The sequence below is a fragment of the Micromonospora sp. IBSANI012 genome, assembly GCF_052814045.1.
Map to the genome: position 1 here is coordinate 6,412,787 of NZ_CP199933.1, position 18,268 is coordinate 6,431,054.

General features: G+C 75.1%; 12 protein-coding genes. 3 read left to right on the forward strand and 9 right to left on the reverse strand.

What is annotated here, in order from left to right; genetic code table 11:
• Positions 1 to 49 precede the first annotated feature (49 nt).
• From ACTWM8_RS29710 to ACTWM8_RS29730, 5 genes are all read right to left on the reverse strand, one after another.
• Positions 50 to 655 (reverse strand): DUF6230 family protein, encoded by a 606-nt coding sequence (locus ACTWM8_RS29710; RefSeq protein WP_446211811.1) that lies wholly within the window; start codon positions 653 to 655, stop codon positions 50 to 52.
• Positions 656 to 1,048: 393 nt separating this feature from the next.
• Positions 1,049 to 2,236: a DUF3068 domain-containing protein gene (locus tag ACTWM8_RS29715; protein ID WP_446211812.1), complete on the reverse strand. Its 1,188-nt coding sequence runs from the start codon at positions 2,234 to 2,236 to the stop codon at positions 1,049 to 1,051.
• Positions 2,237 to 2,305: 69 nt separating this feature from the next.
• Positions 2,306 to 3,121: a class I SAM-dependent methyltransferase gene (locus ACTWM8_RS29720; protein ID WP_446211813.1), complete on the reverse strand. Its 816-nt coding sequence runs from the start codon at positions 3,119 to 3,121 to the stop codon at positions 2,306 to 2,308.
• A complete protein-coding gene (locus ACTWM8_RS29725) occupies positions 3,118 to 7,524 on the reverse strand; it encodes an alpha-(1->3)-arabinofuranosyltransferase (protein ID WP_446211814.1) in 4,407 nt (1,468 codons plus the stop codon). Before ACTWM8_RS29725 ends, ACTWM8_RS29720 begins: the two co-directional genes overlap by 4 nt.
• Positions 7,521 to 9,182 carry a substrate-binding domain-containing protein gene (locus ACTWM8_RS29730; RefSeq protein WP_446211815.1) on the reverse strand — a complete coding sequence of 554 codons (1,662 nt, stop codon included), beginning with the start codon at positions 9,180 to 9,182 and terminating at the stop codon, positions 7,521 to 7,523. The genes ACTWM8_RS29725 and ACTWM8_RS29730 overlap by 4 nt, the downstream gene beginning before the upstream one ends.
• A gap of 260 nt (positions 9,183 to 9,442) precedes the next feature.
• Between ACTWM8_RS29730 and ACTWM8_RS29735 the strand changes: the two genes are divergently transcribed.
• On the forward strand, positions 9,443 to 10,603 hold the full coding sequence (locus ACTWM8_RS29735) for a glycosyltransferase family 4 protein (RefSeq protein ID WP_446211816.1): 1,161 nt from the start codon (positions 9,443 to 9,445) through the stop codon (positions 10,601 to 10,603).
• A 73-nt stretch (positions 10,604 to 10,676) separates the two neighbouring features.
• Here ACTWM8_RS29735 and ACTWM8_RS29740 read toward each other — a convergent pair whose 3' ends face one another.
• Together ACTWM8_RS29740 and ACTWM8_RS29745 are read right to left on the reverse strand one after the other, a co-directional pair.
• Entirely contained in the window at positions 10,677 to 10,841 is a 165-nt protein-coding gene (locus tag ACTWM8_RS29740; protein WP_157745799.1) for a hypothetical protein, read from the reverse strand.
• The gene (locus ACTWM8_RS29745) at positions 10,838 to 12,556 is read right to left on the reverse strand and encodes a hypothetical protein (protein ID WP_446211817.1); all 1,719 of its coding nucleotides are present in this window, start codon (positions 12,554 to 12,556) and stop codon (positions 10,838 to 10,840) included. Before ACTWM8_RS29745 ends, ACTWM8_RS29740 begins: the two co-directional genes overlap by 4 nt.
• A gap of 150 nt (positions 12,557 to 12,706) precedes the next feature.
• Here ACTWM8_RS29745 and ACTWM8_RS29750 point away from each other — a divergent pair, with 150 nt between their 5' ends.
• Positions 12,707 to 15,049 carry a hypothetical protein gene (locus ACTWM8_RS29750; protein ID WP_446211818.1) on the forward strand — a complete coding sequence of 781 codons (2,343 nt, stop codon included), beginning with the start codon at positions 12,707 to 12,709 and terminating at the stop codon, positions 15,047 to 15,049.
• Positions 15,050 to 15,065: 16 nt separating this feature from the next.
• On the opposite strand, the gene ACTWM8_RS29755 is transcribed toward ACTWM8_RS29750, so the two are convergent.
• The gene (locus ACTWM8_RS29755) at positions 15,066 to 15,821 is read right to left on the reverse strand and encodes an FkbM family methyltransferase (protein ID WP_446211819.1); all 756 of its coding nucleotides are present in this window, start codon (positions 15,819 to 15,821) and stop codon (positions 15,066 to 15,068) included.
• Positions 15,822 to 15,988: 167 nt separating this feature from the next.
• On the opposite strand from ACTWM8_RS29755, the gene ACTWM8_RS29760 reads away from it, so the two are divergent.
• The gene (locus ACTWM8_RS29760; RefSeq protein ID WP_446211820.1) at positions 15,989 to 17,203 is read left to right on the forward strand and encodes a polysaccharide biosynthesis protein; all 1,215 of its coding nucleotides are present in this window, start codon (positions 15,989 to 15,991) and stop codon (positions 17,201 to 17,203) included.
• Between the two features lie 135 nt (positions 17,204 to 17,338).
• Here the strand turns inward: ACTWM8_RS29760 and nudC are convergent, their stop codons facing one another.
• Entirely contained in the window at positions 17,339 to 18,262 is a 924-nt protein-coding gene (nudC, locus tag ACTWM8_RS29765; protein WP_446211821.1) for an NAD(+) diphosphatase, read from the reverse strand.
• Positions 18,263 to 18,268: the final 6 nt, after the last annotated feature.

The window sequence follows — 18,268 nt, forward strand, 5'->3', positions numbered from 1 at the left end:
GACCGGGACGTGGCCCGCGGCGCGTGCCCGCCGCGGGCCACGCTTCAGCTCAGAAGCATTCCTTGCCCTTGGCGGCGTCCCCGACGTTGACCTTCAGTCGGAGGCCGGTCAGGTTGAAGGTGGCCGCCGTGGTGTAGCGGGACACCTGCTCCAGGCCGGTGATGGTGACGTGCTGGGCGTCCTGGCCGAACGAGCCGGCCTGCGCGGACGCGTTCAGGTCGGTGGCGTCGCGGCCGATCCTGATGTTGGTGAACGTCGCGTTGCCGTCCAGGCTGTCCATCGCGATCAGCATGTCCTTGGCGGTCGCCGGCTTGTCGTCACCGGCGTTGATGGTGAGGACCACCGGCAGGCCGGGCAGGTCGGCCCGGACCGACTGGCAGAGCTTGTACAGCTCGGCGCTGCTGATCTCGGAGAGGGCGACGGGGTGGACCTTGCCGTTCTTCTCCTTGACAATGCCACCGTACTGCTTGAAGCCGTCGCCCTCCAGGCGCTCAGCACCGATCTTGAAGGTCTGGCCGGAGACGGTGATGTCGGACGCGATGGCGCCGGACTGCATGCCGAACAGGACAGCGCCGGCGGCGGCCGCCGCGGGCACCATCATCGCGGCGAAACGCCGCCACCGGGTACGTCCCGGGTTCTCGATCCGATCCTGCACGGGTTCCTCCTGGATGGGGGCGGTGCTCTTCGGGGTGGTGTGCCGGTCGGTGGACGGGGGGCGTCCCGGGCCGGGCCGTATCACCTGTTACCGGCGAGTAACGAATGTGCGCATGATGGTGCACCCGCTGAGGCGTGGGTCACAAGACCCGACCTACGGTTCCGTAACTTGTGGACCACCCAGTGATCGACTGTCGTCACCCACGGTGGAGCGACACGCCGAACACACGCCCGGATCAAGCCTCCAAAAGGGGCATTATGCCGCTGCACCGGTAACCCAGCGCAGTCAAACCATCGACAAGTTACGATTAAGTAACAAGTGCTGAGCGTGACGACGCGAACGCGAAGAGGGCGGGTCGACGAATCGACCCGCCCTCTTCGGAGTGCTACCGCGTCAGTGCTTCTCCCGCTCGTCCGACGCCGGCCGCTGGGTCGGCACCGTCGGCTCGTCGTCCGCGCGCCAGTTCGTCGACGCGGGCGGGATCTCGTCGCTCAGCGGGCCGCCCTCGCGGTCCACGGCGGGCTGCTCGGCGGTCGGCCGCTCCTCGTCCACGACCGGCTCGTCGTACCGGGTCGGAGCGGGGGCCGGCGGGACGTCCGCGCGGTGCCGCGCCTCACCGGCCGCGGCGACCGCACCCTGGCGGGCCACCAGCAGGCCACCGATCATCAGCACCAGACCCAGCACGGCCAGACCCACCGGGACGTAGACGCTGATCAGCTGGAGGCTGTTCCGGCTCTCCTTGGCCCGGTCGGCCGAGGCGGTGATGGTCGCGTCGTTGTACGTGAAGTCCGCGTCCAGCAGCGTGGTCGGCGCGCCGAGGTTCGGGGTGAGGACCTTCTTCTGCACCTCGCGCACCTTGATGTACGACCCGGTCACCGGGTCCACCCACACGGTGCGCTGGTTGCTGTAGACGAGCTTGGCGTCCGTCGCGCCCGGGGCGAAGGTGGCCAGCAGCGCGGTGAGCCGGCTCGGGTCGAGGGTCAGCGGCTCGTCGCTGATCACCTGCTCGAACCGGTACGTCTCGATGCCCTTGATGTTCTCCGTACCGGAGAACTTGGCGTCGCGGACCTGGCGCATGTCCCGGTCGAAGATCTTGTAGTCCCGCTTCTCGGTGTTGAAGGGGAACTTGTAGATCTGGCCGGCGAACTGGATCCCGGTGTCGCGCTGGCCGGTGTCGTCGAGCCACTGGCCCTGCCACTTCAGCGCCTCGCCGGAGACCCGGTCCATGGCCAGCTTGGCGCCGTACGCGCTGACCAGTTCCTTGTTGTCGACCCGGTCCACGGTCTGACCGACCTGCCACACCACGGCCTTGCCGTCGAGGTCGCCGCCCAGCTTGGCGGTCTCGTCCTTGAGCTGGTTGACCCGGACGGTCGACCTGAGGTCACCATTATTGATCTTGATGGACCCGTTGTTGATCTGCAGGAACGTCGCACCGGAGGCTTCCGCCACCGACGTCGCTGCCTTCAGGTCGTAGGGGAGCTTGGTCAGCGCGGGGGTCACGACGAACACCAGCCCGGCGGCCAGCGCCAGGAGCAGTACGCCGACCCCGAACAGCACGGCACCGATGGCGCGGTGCTTCATGTTTCCTCCCTGGAGGAGCTCAATTTCGTCGTTGTCGATCAGTGGGATGGCCGCGAGGTTACTACCTGGTCACATCTGGACGCGACCCCCGGTCAGCCCAACTTTTTTCGCCTGCCCGGCAACGTCCGGTCGCTCACCGGTCCGGCGCAGCACGAGCAGGAAGTTCCACGAGCCGATCTCCCGGGCCCCGGGAACCCGGACGATCCACCGGCCCCACCAGGGGTGATAGCGCGGTAGCGCGTCCAGCACCTCGACCTCCGGGTTGCCCCGGGCCCAGCGCAGCGCGTCGGCGATCGAGACCGGGAAGAGCGTCTCGGCGAACCGGTTCTTCGGCGGGCGTCCGTTGCGCCGCTCGTACCGCCGCCGGGCCCGCTGCCCGCCCAGGTAGTGCCAGGGCGCGGTCTCGTGCCCGCCCCACGGGGAGAGCCACGGGGTGAACGAGACGAACAGGACGCCCCCGGGCTTCGTCACCCGGGCCATCTCGTCGAGCATCCGCTGCGGCTCCGAGACGTGTTCGAGCACGTTCGACGAGAAGCAGACGTCGACGCTGCCGCTGCGCACCGGCAGCGCGGTGCCGCTGCCGCGCAGCATCCCGGCCGAGGACTCGGCCGCGGAGAAGTCGCCGACGTCCGGGTCGAGGCCCACGTAGCGGGCGCCGGCGGCGCGGAACGCCTGCGCGAAGTAGCCCGGCCCACCGCCCACGTCGAGCACCGTCCGCCCGGCCAGGCCGGTGTAGCCGGAGACCTGGCGTACCGAGTCGTCGGCCAGCAGGCCGTAGAAGTGGTCCGGGTCGGTCTGCTCGACCAGGAAGGCCCGGAACAGGGCCACCGAACGACCCAGCGTGGCGAACCGGCGGCGGGCTGCCGGTCCCTGTTCAACGGTCATCGCACTACCGTCCCGTCCTCGTCCTCACCGGCGGTCGGCCGGTCACCGTCCGTCGGAACTGTCGCACCCGCCCCGTCATCGCCCGTCGCCGGCCCGCCCGCCGTCCCACCGCGCACGTCCGACGGCGGCACACCGGGCCCGTCGGGGCCGCCAGGCGGCGCATCGGGGCCGTCGGCCGTCGGGACCGCGCCCGGGACCGGGACCACCGCCGCGACCACCGCGCCGATCGCCACCAGCATCGCCGCCTGCACCCACGTCCCGTACGCCCACTCCTGGCCGTGCCCGCGCAGCCGGCCGGCGACCGCGACCACCGTGGCCACGATCAGGCCGCCGAAGACCACCACCGGCAGCGCCCGGCGGGCGAGCTGGCGCAGCAGCATCGCCGCGAGCACGATCGCCACCGGCAGCACCCCACCGAGCGCGGCGAGCAGCACCACCAGCAGCGTCCCGACGAACCAGGGCGCGCTCTCGGCGGGCAGCGACGACCCGTCCTCCGGCCGCCGCCGGGCCGGCCAGGCGGCGAGCACCAGCACGACGAGCGCGGTCAACGCGCCCACCGCCAGGCCGCCCCGGTAGGCCCGGTCGGGGGCGAACTCCAGCCGCACCTCACCGCCGGCCCCGGCCGGCAGCACCCAGGCCTGCTGCCACCCGTCGACCCGGGTGGCCGGCAACTCCCGGCCGTCCAGGGTGGCCGTCCATCCGGCGTTCGCGTTCTCGGGTACGACCAGCAGCGCGCTCTCCCCGCCGGCGACCCGGACCCGGCGCTGCGTCGGCGCCCAGTCCAGCACCGACACGTCGCGGTGCCGGGGTGCGGCGACCGCCGGGCCGGCCGGCCGCAGGGTCACGTCCTGCACCACGTAGCCGCGCGACGGGGAACTGGCCAACCGGTGACCGCCGGCCGGCAGGTCCACCACCGCGCCGGTCTCCCCGCAGACGGTGACCGGCATCGGCCGCCGGGCGACGACGTCGCCGAGGGTGCCGGTGACCGCGGTGTCGTACCGGAAGCCGTCGAGTTCCACCGCGGGGCCGGTGCCGCACGGGGCGGAGATCCGGGTGCCGGCGGGCAGCGGCCGGATCGTCAGGCCGGGAATCTCCACCTCGGCGATGCCAACCGTCGCGGTCCACCCGTTGCCGCGCCGGTCCGCCACCCGGTCGGTGGCCTCCCGCACGACGATCTCCACCCGGTCGGTACGCACTGCGGCGAAGCGGACCAGCCCGTCCGGGGCGACCGGCACGAGCTGGGTACGGCCACCGGCGCGCACCTCGACCCGGGTGGGCGGCGAGCCGATCGGCAGGTCGGCCGGGCGCAGCCGGAGCCGGTCGATCCGGCGTTGCCCCTGCCAGCGCAGGGTGAGGGTGGGTCGCAGGTCACCGGTGCCGGCCAGCCAGGCGGTGCCCGGGTCCCCGTCGACCGCCGCGTACGGGGCCACGGACGGGTCACCGGCCAGGTACGACGAGGCGCCGGCGGTCAGCGACGCCCCGGCCAGCGTCACCGCGCCGCCGGGGCGGGCCACCGCGGTGACCGTCAGCCGGTAGGTACCGGCGGTGGTGCTGCGGAACACCCGGTCCACCCCGAGCGGCTCCTCGCCGACCCGGGCCAGGAAGCGGTCGCAGCGCACCACGGTGCCGGCCGGCCGGACGCCCGCCGTGGCCCGCGTGACCGGCACGACCTCGGAGTTCGCCGGCACGGCGTCGGAGCCGGCCGGGACCGCGCGGGGGTCGCCCTCGGGCGCGTCCGCCGGGAAGCAGGCCGCCCGGTCGCCGGCGCCGCGGCTGAACGACCAGGAGACCGGGCCGGTGCCGGCGGCCGGCAGGTCGGTCGGCACGCGCAGCGCCCGGTGGGGCGTGACGTCGGGGACGGTGAGTTCCCGGATGCCCACCCCGCCGTCGAGCCGGTTGCCGGCCACCGCCAGCACGGTGATCCGGATGGTGCTGGTGGCCCCGGGCAGGGTGTAGTACGTCTGCGCGCCGAGCCCGGCGGCGACGTCGTGGTCGACCGAACCCCGGTCGGTGCTGATCCGGAACCGGGTCACCGGCCAGCCGACCCCGAGGTCGTCGACGAACGCCAGGGAGACCTGCTGGACCTCGCGCGGGGTGTCCAGGTCGAGCTGGAGCCACTGCCCCACCGGCCCGGCCAGGGCCGCGGAGTGCCAGGCGGTGCCGGCGTCGCCGTCGACGGCGGCGAACGGCAGGTACGACGGGTCGGCCGGGGTCAGGTTGTCCACGAAGCTGGCCGCCGTGGAGGCGCTGATGTCGCGCAGTCCCTGGTAGGTGGCGACGGTCTGGTGCCGGCGGCCACCGAAGGGCAGCAGGTCGAGGGCCACCCGCCCCTGCCGGCCCGACTCGGCGGCGGTCATGGTCTGGCTGAGGTTGTCCCGTACCCGGCCGATGTCCCGTTCCCGGCGGCGCAGGCCGTCGGTGACGATCCACCGGTCGCCGGTGGCGCCGACGTCGGCGTCGGCGTCGGGGCGATCCCCGGCCAGCACCACCGGCCGGTCCCGCTCCACCACGCGCTGCTCCAGCAGCGGCAGCAGCGACTCGGGGCCGCCACTGACCGTGGGCACGTCGGCGGTGAGCACCGCCGAGGCGGCCGGCACCGGGCGGTCCACCTCGTACACCTCGACCGCGGGCAGCGGGCCGGCGTCGTCGTCGACCGGGCTGCCGGCGGCCCGGCCGACCGCGTCGGTGCTGCCGAAGGTGGCCACCCGGGTGATACCCGGCGACCCGGCCAGCGCCCGGCGCAGCACCGCCACCGGCGGGGCGTCGGTCTGCGTACGGTCGATGTCGTTGCGCAGCAGCAGGTGCCGGAAGCCGGAGCGGGCCAAAAAGTCGGCCAGCCCGGCCGAGCCGCGGCCACCGGCCAGCACCGTCTCGACGGTGTCCATCATCCGGATGTTGCCGATCGAGCCGAGCGGGATCTGGTGGCGCACCGCCCAGGGTGCCCCGGCCAGCGACTGCAACGGCTCGTCGACGGTGCGTCCCCAGTCGTACTGGCCGAAGCCGGAGCCGGGCACCACCAGCGTGCGGGCCAGCGCGTCCCGGTCGGCGAGCCAGGTGGCCGCGGCCCGCCAGTGCGGCGGCAGGTCGGACCAGCCGGGGCCGGGGCGCAGCAGCCCGGTCCAGGCCGGCGCGGCCGCGCCCAGGACCAGGGCGAGGACCGGTACGAACACCACCGGGCGCAGCCGCAGCCCGGGCCGGCGGCGACGGGCGGCGGTGTGCAGCCGGGTGATCCAGGCGTCGACGCCGTGCGCGAAGCCGAGCATCAGCGGCAGCCGCAGCACCGGTTCCAGCTTGTGCACGTTGCGGAACGGCGCCAGCGGACCGTCCAGCAGGTCGCGGACCTGCTCGGAGAGGGGGCTGTCCAGGCTGCCGACGTAGCCCATGGTGAGCAGGGTCAGCCCGGCCAGGAAGCCGAGCACCAGGAACCGCCGCTCGGGCAGCAGGTTGCCGGCCAGCCCGGCCAGGCCGACCAGCGCCACCACCGCGGTGAGCGCCATCAGCGCCGGGTGGTCGATCAGCAGCCAGCCCGCCGGCCACCACGGGTCGCCCTGGACGATGTACGCCACCCACTGGTTGGTGCCGCGTACCGCCTGGAACAGCGAGGCGACCGCGGTGGTCGTGGTGGACGACTCGATGTAGTCGAGGAACGGCAGGCTGTACTGGCCGAGCAGCAGCAGCGGCACGATCCACCAGAGGCAGACCCCGACCACGCAGACGCACCACCAGCCGACCAGCCGCAGGTGGGCGGCGTCCCAGCGGCGGGAGAGCAGCCACACCCCGGGCAGCACCAGGGCCAGCAGCACCACGGCGGCGTTGATGCCGCCCATGCCGAGCACGGCCAGCGCGGAGAGGGCGGCGGCCCGGCGCGGCGAGCCGATCCGCTTCACCTGGACCAGCGGCAGCAGCACCCAGGGCAGCATCGCCGCGGAGAGGACCTCCGAGGAGAGCGCGCCGATCTCGGTGAGCATCCGGGGCGCCAGCGCGTAGCCGAGCGCGGCGGCGTACCGGGTCGGTTCGGTGCCGATGGCGAACGCGCGGGCCAGCCGCAGCAGGCCGTAGAAGGCGGCGCAGAAGAGCACCGCGCACCAGAGCCGCTGGGTGACCCACGGCGGCACGCCGAGCAGCTGCCCGGCACCGAAGAACGGCCCCATCGGGAAGAGGTAGCCGTACGCCTGGTTCTGGAGTTCTCCGGAGGTGGCCTCCGGGTTCCACAGGTGCAGCGCCCGGGCCATGAAGTGCAGCGGGTTCGCCGCCAGGTCGAGCTTGGTGTCGAAGGTGACCTGGCCGGGGCGCTGCGCGAACGCCAGCACGGTGAGCAGCAGCAGGCTGAGCGCGGTGGCGGGGGCCTCGCGGACGGGCCGGACGATCCGGTCCAGCACCCGCCGCGCCGGGGCCGCGGTCACCGGCGGCACTCCGGGGGCAGGCAGCTCAGTTTGGCCAGGGCGGTGAAGAAGATCTGCCGCATCCCCTTCGGCTGGTCGGTGCGGTAGACCTGCCCGCCGGTGACCTTGGCGATCGCGTTGAGCTCCTCCGGGTCGACGTCCGGGCCGAGGCCGACGAAGACGATCGGCAGCGGCTTGCGCGGGTCCTGCATCGCGGTGAGTTCGGCGAGGAACTTCTTGCGGTCGATGCCCTCGGCGTCCTCGTTGCGCCCGTCGGTCATCACCAGCACCAGGTTGATCCGTCCCGGGGTCCAGTGCCGCCGGGCGTCCCGGTACGCCGCCAGGGTGGAGTCGTACAGGCCGGTGCCGCCCTGGGGCTTGACCTTCACCTCGGCCAGCCGCTGCGCCAGCGCGGCCCGCTGGGCGCGCAGCGGGCGGACCGGCAGGATCTCGCGGTAGTCCCGGTCGCCGTCGACCTTGGTGGAGAAGACCCAGATCCCGAGCTCGCTGTTGTCCAGCAGCAGCCCGGCGCCCTCGCGGGCGGCGCCCAGGGTGACGTCGAGCCGGGTGCCGCCGCCGGGCACCCGGGCGGCCATCGAGCCGGAGATGTCCAGCACGGTGAGGATCCGGGCGCTGCGCTGCACGCCGCTCCACCCGGTCAGCATCTCGGTGACCGTCTCCTCGGCCGGCAGCGCCACCGGTTCGCGGACCGCCGGGTCGAGGCGGCGGTCGCGCGGCATCGCCGGCGGATAGCCGGCGGCGGTACGGAAGCCGTACCCGGTCAGCACCTCGCGGGAGGCGCTGGTCAGCAGGTCGCTGAGGAAGCCGGCGGCGGCGTCCCGCACGGCGTCGCGCGCGGCGGGCAGCACGGCGTACGGCAGGTCGAGCGAGGGCACCGCCACCTCCGGGTACGCGGCGACCAGCTTGTCGGCGCCGGCCAGCGCGTTGTGCCCGAGCACCGCTTGTTCGGTGGTGGCGACCGCGTCGGAGCGGCCGGGCAGCCCGGCGCCCGGCGGCAGCGCGGCCGGCGTACCGGTGGGGCTGAACGTGTGCCCGGCGAGCCGGCGCAGCGTCGCCGCCACCACCGCGCGCGGATCGCGCTCCCCGACGGCGAGCCCCCGGACGCCGAGCAGGGCGGCCACCCCGGCCGGGTCGACGGCCGGGTCGGGAAGCCCGACCGTGCCGGCGCGGGCCCGGGGGCCGACCAGCGGCGCCCAGGTCAGCGGCTTGGCCGGCCAGCCCGACCGGCGGGCCACCGGCTCGGTCACCGCGAGCACCACCGGGGTGCTCGCCACCGACGTGCCCTGCCCGGGCACCTCGAAGGCGCCGGCGGCACGGGCCCGCCGCAGCCAGAACGTCGACTCGGGCAGCCAGGCGTCGGCCACCTCGGCGCCACCGGCCAGCTCGGCGGCGACGGCGTCGGACTCCCGGGACTCCACGGCGATCGACACGCAGGGCTGCCGGCCGACCGAGGCGCGGGCGATCCGGTCCACCGCCGGGGCGACCACAGGCGCGGCGGCCACCCGCAGCCGCACCCGCTCGGCGCACTCCGGCGTCACCCGCTCGTCACGCAGCCAGACGTACCCGGCCCAGCCGACCAGCAGCAGCACCAGGGCCGCGCTGAGCAGCACCACCGGGGAACGGCGGGCGAGCAACCGCGCCGGCACGTCGCCCACCACGGCTGCCTCCCCTACTCGTCGTCGCCCGTCCGCCGGCACGCTGCCGCAGGTCACGGGTGTCGCGGACGGCCTCGGCCGGCATGTTCACCGACCCCGCGTCGTGCCGCGCTGACACACCCTGCCAAGGTTTCGGGTCCCCGGCAAACCCCCGATCGACGAGCTGTTATCCGATCGTCGCTGCCGGTCCGACCCATTGCGTACGCGGCCCGGGCCGCCCTAGGGTGGCGCGATCGTGCCACTTACTGACCGGTAGGAGCAGCGTGGACACCTCCAGCAGCACCACCGCTCGCCACGTGCTGTTCCTGAACTGGCGCGACACCAGCAACCCGGAGGGCGGCGGTTCCGAGGTCTACATCGAGCGGATCGCCGCGGAACTGGTCGCCGCCGGCCACCGGGTGACGCTGCTCTGCGCCGCCCATTCGCAGGGCGACCCGGAGGAGACCAACCCCGACGGCGTACGCGTGCTGCGCCGCGGCTCCCGCCACACGGTGTACGCCCGCGCGGCCCTGACCTACCTGGCCGGGCGGTTCGGGCTGGGCCCGCTGGGCCGGCGCGGCGGCGGCCTGCCGGACCTGGTGGTGGACGTCTGCAACGGCGTGCCGTTCTTCGCCCCGCTGTACGCCGGCCGCCCGGTGCTCGCCCTGGTGCACCACGTGCACCGGGAGCAGTGGCCGGTGGTCTTCGGCCCGTGGATGTGCCGGCTGGGCTGGTGGATCGAGTCCTGGCTGGCGGTCCGGCTCTACCGGCGCTGCCGCTACGTGACGGTCTCCGAGGCCAGCCGCGCCGAGCTGGCCGAGCTGGGGGTGGACGCGGAACGGATCGACGTGGTGCCCAACGGCACCCCGCCGGTGACCGGCCCGCCGCTGCCCCGCACCGCCCACCCGTCGCTGCTGGTGCTGGGCCGCCTGGTGCCGCACAAGCGGGTCGAGATCGCGATGCGCACGGTGGCCGAGCTGGCCGGGGAGCTGCCGGAGCTGGAGCTGGTGGTGGCCGGTCAGGGCTGGTGGGAGCAGCCGCTGCGGGAGGTCGCCGACTCCCTCGGCGTCGCCGACCGGGTCCGGTTCACCGGCTTCATCAGCGAGGAGGAGAAGCACGAGGTGCTCTCCTCCTGCTGGCTGGCGCTCACCCCGTCGCTCAAGGAGGGCTGGGGCCTGACCATCGTCGAGGCCGCCGCCCGGAGCACCCCGACGATCGCGTTCCGCTACGCCGGCGGCGTCGCCGAGGCGATGGTCGACACCGAGACCGGCCTGCTGGTCGACGACGAGGCCGAGTTCACCGACCAGGTGCGCGAGCTGCTCGCCGACGATGTGCGGCGCAAGGCGATGGGCGAGGCGGCGCTGGCCCACGCGGCCCGCTTCACCTGGGCCGCGACCGGGGCGCGCTTCGCGCAGCTGGTCGCCCGGCTCACCGCCACCCGCTGACGGCCGGCACGCGACCTGCCGCAGACACGCGACCGGGGCGCCCGCATCAGCGGACGCCCCGGTCGACGATGGTTCAGCGCGTGCCGTACAGCGTGCTCTCGGAGCTCTGCTCACTCACCTTGGAGTTGGCGGCCTCCTTGGCGGACGGGCTGAGCGCATTCGCCAGACCGACGCTGCCGAGCAGGCCGAGCACGACCCCGAGTACCCCGACGGCGACGAACGCGGGCAGGTTCCTCATCCACCTTCTCCTTCCGCGGGACTCGCGTGCCGGGACGCTACCATGCGCCGCAGCACCTGCGCAGTGCCCGAAAATCCGATGGCCAACACCACCGTTCCGGCCAGCAGGTGGGCGTAACCGACCGGGCCGGGGCCGTCCCGCCCGGCGGGGGCCGTCCAGGCGGGGTTCTCGTAGAGGGTCAACTCCGGACCGGCGTGCGCCAGCCGCAGCCCGACCAGCGACGTCACGGGCACGGCGGGACCCGACGCGCGCTGCACCAGCACCCAGCGCGCCCCCATGGCGGCCAGCGGACGGCCGGCGGCGAGCAGGTCGCGCGCCTCTGCCGCACGCGGGTCCTCCTTGCCGACCGCGACGTCACCCACCCACAGGGTGTCGTCGATCAGCACCGGCGACGACAGCAGGCGCGGGGCCGGGTCGATCACCACCCGGCCGCCGTTCCAGGCGTACCGCTGGTACTCCTGGAACGGCAGGGAGATCACCTCACCCGGCCGGTCGGCCACCTGCCGGGCGACCACCGCCCAGTCCGCCGGGTAGTTCACCGGCGTCAACCGGCCGAGCGCCCCGAAGGCCAGGTCGGGCAGGAGCACCACCGGCAGCATGGCCGCGCCGACCAGCAGCACCGTGCCGGTGGTCCGGTCGAACCGGGTGGCCAGCCGGTCGGCGAGCCGTTCCGCGCCGAGCGCCACGGCCACCGCGAGGGCCAGCGCGTACGGGACGAGCAGCTTCTGCCCGTCGCGGACCAGCCCGCCACCGGGCGCCGTGTCGACCAGCCAGCCGAGCACCGCGGCTCCACCGGGCAGCACGCCGAGCGCCGCCACCAGCCACGACCCGGCGGCCAGCACCAGCAGCCGCGCGGGCGCGCCGGCCGGCCAGCGGCGGCGCAGCAGCAACAGGCCATACCCGGCGAGGAGCAGCAGCAGAACGGTGGCCAGCGGCACGAACGCGGCCTGGCGGGACGCCGGGACGGTCAGCGCGTTCCAGATCCCACCGGTGCCGGCGAGCGCGACCAGCGACCCGCCCCAGTTCTCGGCGCGGGCGGCGAAGGCGGGCACCCCGGCCGGGTCGGAGCGACCCCCGGTGGCGCTGCCCAGCCCGGCCACCAGCCACGGCGCGTTGAGCAGCACGGTCAGGGCGAGTGCGGTGCCGGCCCGGCGGGCGGCGCCGGGGTAGCGGCCGGGCACCAGCACCGCCACCGCCAACAGGGCGATCAACCCACCGGTCGGGGTGATCGCGGAGACCGCCGCCGCCAGCAGCAGCCCGGGCAGCGCCCCGGGCCGGCCCGCGCGCACCCCGAGCGCCGCCGCCACCAGCCAGGGCAGCATCGCGTACGCCAGCAGCAGCCCCCACTGCCCGAGCAGCAGCCGCTCGGCCAGGTACGGCGTCCAGGCGTACCCGAGGGCGGCGACCACCCGTACGGCGGTGCGCGTGGTGGGCACCAGCCGGGCGGCGCCGAGCGCGGCGAACCAGAGGATCGCCACCAGCACCAGTCGTTGCAGCAGCCAGCCGGGCATCAGCTGGGTGGCGAGCGCGACCACGGCGTCCTGCGGCACGGCCCGGGGCAGCGCCGAGGCCGGGGCGATCACGTCCCAGCTCAACGCCTGCCGGGGCACGAAGACCATGTCGTAGCTGAGGACGTACCCGGGCAGCGCCAGCGGGGCGAGCACCACCGCCGCCACGGCGGCGGCCACGCCATACGGCACCAGCCGTCCACGCATCCCTCGACCCCCACCTGCCTGCCGGGCGCGACCCGACCGCGCCGTGGTGGCTCGCCACTGTACGCGGCCCCGGTCGCGCTCCCGCGACGACCGGGAACCACCCGATGACCTGATGGGGCGCCAGGTGGCCGGTGTGGCAGTCTTCCCGCCATGGCATCGACCGGCACGACCACCTCCCCCGAAGGGACCGGCCTCATCGGCGGCTGGGCGCGCGTCCACCCGGTCCGGGCGGTGGCCGTCGCCATGATCCTGGTCAGCCTGGTCTGGCGGGCGCAGCTCGCCTCCCGCGGCTACCTGGCGGTCGACGACTACGTGCTGATCGCCCGGGCCGCGGAGGCCGACCTGACCCCGGGCTTCCTGCTCACGCTCTACAACAACCACTTCATGCCGGCGGCGCTGCTGGCCACCTGGCTGGTGACCCGGGCGGTCGGCCTCGCCTACTGGCCGTACGTCCTGCTCCTCACCGCCGCCCAGGCGGTGCTCGCGGTGAGCTTCGCCCGGCTGCTACGCACCCTGGTCCGCCCCGGCTGGGCACTGCTGGTGCCGCTCGCGGTGTTCCTGTTCAGCCCGCTGACCCTGGAGGCGACCTCCTGGTGGGCGGTCGGGGTGAACATGCTGCCGATGCAGATTGCCATGGTCCTCGCGGTCGGCGCCCAGGTCCGGTACGTGCGCACCGGCCGGCTGCGGCACCTGGTGACCCTCGGCCTGGCCGTGCTCTTCGGGCTGCTCTTCTTCGAGAAGGCGCTGCTGGTGGTGCCGCTGGTCTTCCTGCTGACCGCGTTCCTCTTCGTCGGCGGCCCGCCGGTGCGGGCGGTGCTGACCACCGCCCGCCGGTACTGGCCGTCGTGGCTGCTGCTGACCGTCCTGTCGCTGGGCTTCCTCGCCCTCTACGGCTCCCGGGCGGAGTCGTCGCTGCGCCGGCCGGACTCGCTCGGCGAGGTCCTCTCCTTCCTCTGGCAACTGCTCGGCTCCACCGTCGTACCGGGTCTGCTGGGCGGGCCGTGGCGCTGGCTGCCGGCCGGTGACGGCGCCCCGGTGACCGCACCGCCGGAGCTGGGCCGGTGGATCGCCTGGGCGGCCTTCCTGGTGCTGGTCGTGCTGACCGTCCGGCTGCGCCGGGTCGCCGGCCGGGCCTGGCTGCTGCTGGCGTCGTACCTGACCCTGGTGACCGCCCTGCTGGCCGCCACCCGGCTGGGCTCGATCTACAGCGACGTCGCCGGCGCCGTCCCCCGGTACGTCAGCGACATGGTGGTGGTGGCCGCGCTCTGCATCGGCGTCGCGCTGCTCGGCCTGCGGCCGGTGCCGGACCGGTTCGCCCCCGCCGATCCGGCCCCGGCGGACCGGGCCGACGAGACCGACCCGGACCCGGACGACGGGGACGCCGCGCGCGCGGACGGCGACGGGACGCTGGCGACCACCGGGAGGGCGGCGACCGACGACGAGGACCCGGGCCGGTTCGCCGCCGCGCCCGAGCGGGTCGCGGCCGACGTCGAGCGCCCGGCCGACTCCGAACCGGCCCCCCGGGTCGCCGTGCCGGCCGCCGCCTACCGTGGCCACGGCGTCCTGCACGCCGAGTACGACGACGACGATCTGCCGCCCCCGGTCCGTCCGCCGGCCGCGCGACCGTTCGACGCGCCACCGCAGCGGGCCGGCGCGGCCGCCGCCACGACCCCGCCGGCCGCCACCCCGCCGGCTCCGCCCAGCGTCGACCCGATGGACCGGACCGGCGACCCGACCCCCACCGAGCCGCCCGCCGACCGGCCGGAGCAGCCGGCCGGGCTGGCGGCGGTCACCGGCGGCCGGGACCCGGACGACCCGCCGCCCCCGGCCGTGCTGGTACGCCACCGGGAGGCGGTCTCCGCCGGCCTGGCCCTCGCCCTGGTCGCCGGGGGTCTCGGCACCGCCTGGACGACCGCCCGGTTCGGCGACGAGTGGGCGGTCAAGGCCGGGCGCACCTACCTGGACACCGTCCGCGCCGAACTGGCCGCCGCCCCGCCCGGCACGGTCTTCCTCGACCAGCCGGTCCCCGGTGACGTGGTGCCCACGCTCTCCGCGCCGTACAACCGGCAGTCGACGTTCTTCCGCGCCCTGCCGGAGCGGCCCGTCTTCGTCACCGAGGCGGAGGCGCCGTCACTGTTCGACCCCACCGGCCGGATCACCCCGGTCCGCATCGACGGCCCCACCGTCCAGCCGGGGCCGGAGCAGGCCTGCGGCTGGAAGGTCACCGACGGCGAGACGGTGCGGATGCCGCTCACCGGGCCGCGCGACGACTGGTTCTGGGTGGTCCGGATCGGCTACCTCAGCTCCGGCGACAGCACGGCCACCTTCCGGTTCGGCGGCAAGGAGAAGCGGTTCCCGGTGAAGACCGGGCTGAACCAGATCTTCTTCGAGTTCACCGGCGGCGGGAACACGGCCGAGCTGAGCGTCGCCGACCCCGGCGTCACGCTCTGCACCAACGAGGTCGCCATCGGCACCCCGACGCCGCAGCAGTGACGCCCCCGGCCCGGGGTCACTCCGGCCGGAACAGCACCGAGTTGACGTAGCGGGGGCGGGGCCAGAGCACCCGACGGGCGAAGCTCTGGCCCACCCGGGCGATCGCCTCCCGCTGGTGCCGCCCGAGGTCGAAGTCGGCCAGCGGCACCCAGGTACGCCCCGGCAGCACGTACCCCCGGTAACCCCAGCCGGTGAGCAGCTCCAGCAGCGGCTCCACCGGCTGGATCCGCTCCTCCACCTCGATCAGCAGCACCGGCCGGTCGCGGCGGATCGTCTCCGCCCCGCCACGCAGCGCCGGCAGCTCGTGCCCCTCGATGTCGAGCTTGACGAAGCGCACGTCGGCCAGGCCCAGCGAGTCCAGGGTGATCCGGCGTACCTGCACCGGGCTGCCCTGCTCCGGCTGCTCCAGCGACGAGGTGCCGACGATCGCGCCGCCGTCGGGCAGATAGAGCGCGGCGGTGCCCTCGTGGTCGGAGACGGCCGCCTCGACCACCTCGACGGTGGGGAAGGCGGTGCGCAGCTGGCGGGCCAGCGGGGGCGTCGGCTCGACCGAGACGACCCGGTCGGCCCGGCGCAGCAGGCGCGCGGTCCACGGGCCGTACCAGGCGCCGATGTCCACGGCGGTGCCGCCGCGCGGCACGAAGTCGGCCAGCCGGGCCAGTTCGGGCTCCACCCGCGGATAGACCAGCCGGATCCCGCCCGCCACCCACCGCTCGGGAAGCTTCGCGGCCAGCCCGGAGGTCGCTGCCGCGGCCACGTTCGTCGACGCCATGGGGCAGCACACTAGACCCTTCCCGGCCACGAGGGCAGGGGTCGCGGGTGCGGGGCTGACGGCCGGACGGTCGAGCGGTACCGTCTCCCCGGTCGGGCCGGGGAGGTCTCGGCCGCCGCCGGCCGCGAGCCGCGGTCGTCGGAGCAGCGTGGGCCACTCGGGGCGGCATGACACAGACCATCAGCAGGGACGCCGGCGCGGCGCGGCTCGGTGCCGCCGGCGTCGCCGTCACCGTGGCCACGACCCTGAGCAACGGCCTGGCCTACCTGGTGCCGGTGCTCGGCGCCCGCCGGCTCGACCCGGCCGACCTGGGCGCGCTGGCCACCGTGTTGGCGCTGGGCGCGATCGCCGCCGTGCCCGGCTTCGGGCTGCAGATCGCCGTCGCCGTGCACCGCGCCCGGCGCGGCCCCACCCCCACCGGCCGACTGGCGCTGCTCACCGCCGGGGTCACCGCCGGGATCACGGTCGCGGCCGCGCCGCTGCTCACCGTGCTGCTGCGGCTGCCGGTGGCGCTGACCCTGCTGCTCGCGGCCACCACCTTCGCCACCGTGCTGGCCGGCCGCTGGCTCGGCGAGCTCCAGGGCGACCAGCGCTTCCTGCGCCTCTCCGCCGGGATGACCGTGCTCGCCCTCGGCCGCTACGGCGGGCTGATCGTCGGTCTGGCGCTCGGCACCGGCCCGGTCACCGCGCTGCTGCTCACCACCGTCACCGGGCTGCTCGTCCTGCCGCTGCTGGCCCGCCTCGCCCGCACCGCCCGCCCGGGACCGTCCGCCGCAGCATCGGAGGGCGGCCTGCGACCCACCCACGTGATGACCGCGTGCGGGGCCACGCTGGCGATGCTCACCATCTCGTACGCCGATCTGCTGCTCGCCCGGCAGCTGCTGTCGGCGGACGGCTCCGGGGCGTACGCGGTCGGCGCGGTGCTCACCAAGGGCGCGCTCTGGGCGCCGCAGGTGGTGACCCTGCTCGCGCTGCCCCGGCTGGCGCAGGGCGATCGGCGGGCCCGGGCGCTGGGCCTGGCGGTCATCCTCGCCTGCGGCGCGGTCCTGGTGGGGGCCGCCGCGCTCGGCGGCGAGCTGGCGTTCCGGCTGGCCGGCGGCGCCGACTATTTGCACCTGGCCGGCGAGGCCCCGCTCTTCGCCGCCACCGGCGCCCTCTACGCGGTCGTCTTCATGCTGGTCAACGACCGGGTGGCCAGCGGCGCCCGGTTCCCGGCCGTCCCGCTCTGGGTGGCCACCGCCGGCCTGGCCGGCGCGGCGGTGCTGGTCGCGCCGCGCACGGTCGAGGGGATCCTCACCTGCGCGCTGGGCGCCGCCGCGCTGACCGCCGCCGTGATGGCCTGGCTGGCCCTGCGCCCCCGCGACCCGTCCCCCCGGCCCTGACCCACCGCGGCGCGACCGGCCGGCCCGGCACCTGATCCACTCCGCTTCGCCGACGTCGGGGTGTCCGGGCGACCGCAACACCCCCACCTCGGCGACCTGGAGTCGATCTCCGGCGTCGGGAGCCCCGGGGGTACGTCAGTCGCCGGCGGCGAGCCAACTGCCGAGCAGATGATGGTCGATCGAGTCGGGCCGGCCCAGCGGCCGCCCCTCGGCCTCCCGGCGGCGCAGCTCGTCCCGGGTGAACCAGCGCGCCTCCAGCAGCTCCTCGCCGTCCACCCGGACCTCCTCGGAGGCGGCGGTGGCCCGGAACCCGACCATCATCCCGGCCGGGAACGGCCAGGCCTGCGAGCCCTGGTAGGACAGCGCGGAGAGGGTCACCCCGGCCTCCTCGGCCATCTCCCGGCGGACCGCGTCCTCCAGGCTCTCGCCCACCTCGACGAACCCGGCCAGCGTCGAGTACGCCCCCTCCGGAGCGCCGGCGTGCCGGGCCAGGAGACAGCGGTCGGGCGACCCGGGCGCCTCGACCAGCACGATGATCGCCGGTTCGATCCGGGGGAAGAGCAGCCGCCCGCAGCGCGGTCCCGAGCAGGCTCGCACGTGCCCGCCGTCGCGTGCCACGGTGGCCGAGCCGCAGCTGCCGCAGTACCGCTGCTGCCGGTGCCAGTGCAGCAGCCCGCGCGCGTACGCCTGCACCGCCGCCTGGGCCGGGTCGAGCCAGGCGACCAGGGCGCGCACGTCCGCGGTGGCGGCCGCGCCGGCCAGCCGGGCCGCCTCGGGCGCGGTACGCCCGGAAAGGTCCACGGCGAAGACCGGAGCCTCGCCGTCCAGCCCCAGGAAGACGGTCTCGTCGGCGGCGGCGAGCACCTCGGGGGCGTCGGCCGGGTGCAGCCGGACCGGCGTCTGGTCGGCGGTGACGAGGCAGTGGTCCCGCCAGAGCGGCAGCAGCACGGCCCCGGGATCGGTCAGCTGGGCGGAGATCCACTCCCGGTTGCCGCGCAGCGCTCCCGCCCGGTCCAGCCACCCGCCGCCGTACGCCAGCACCCGATCTGCCACCCGCACACCGTG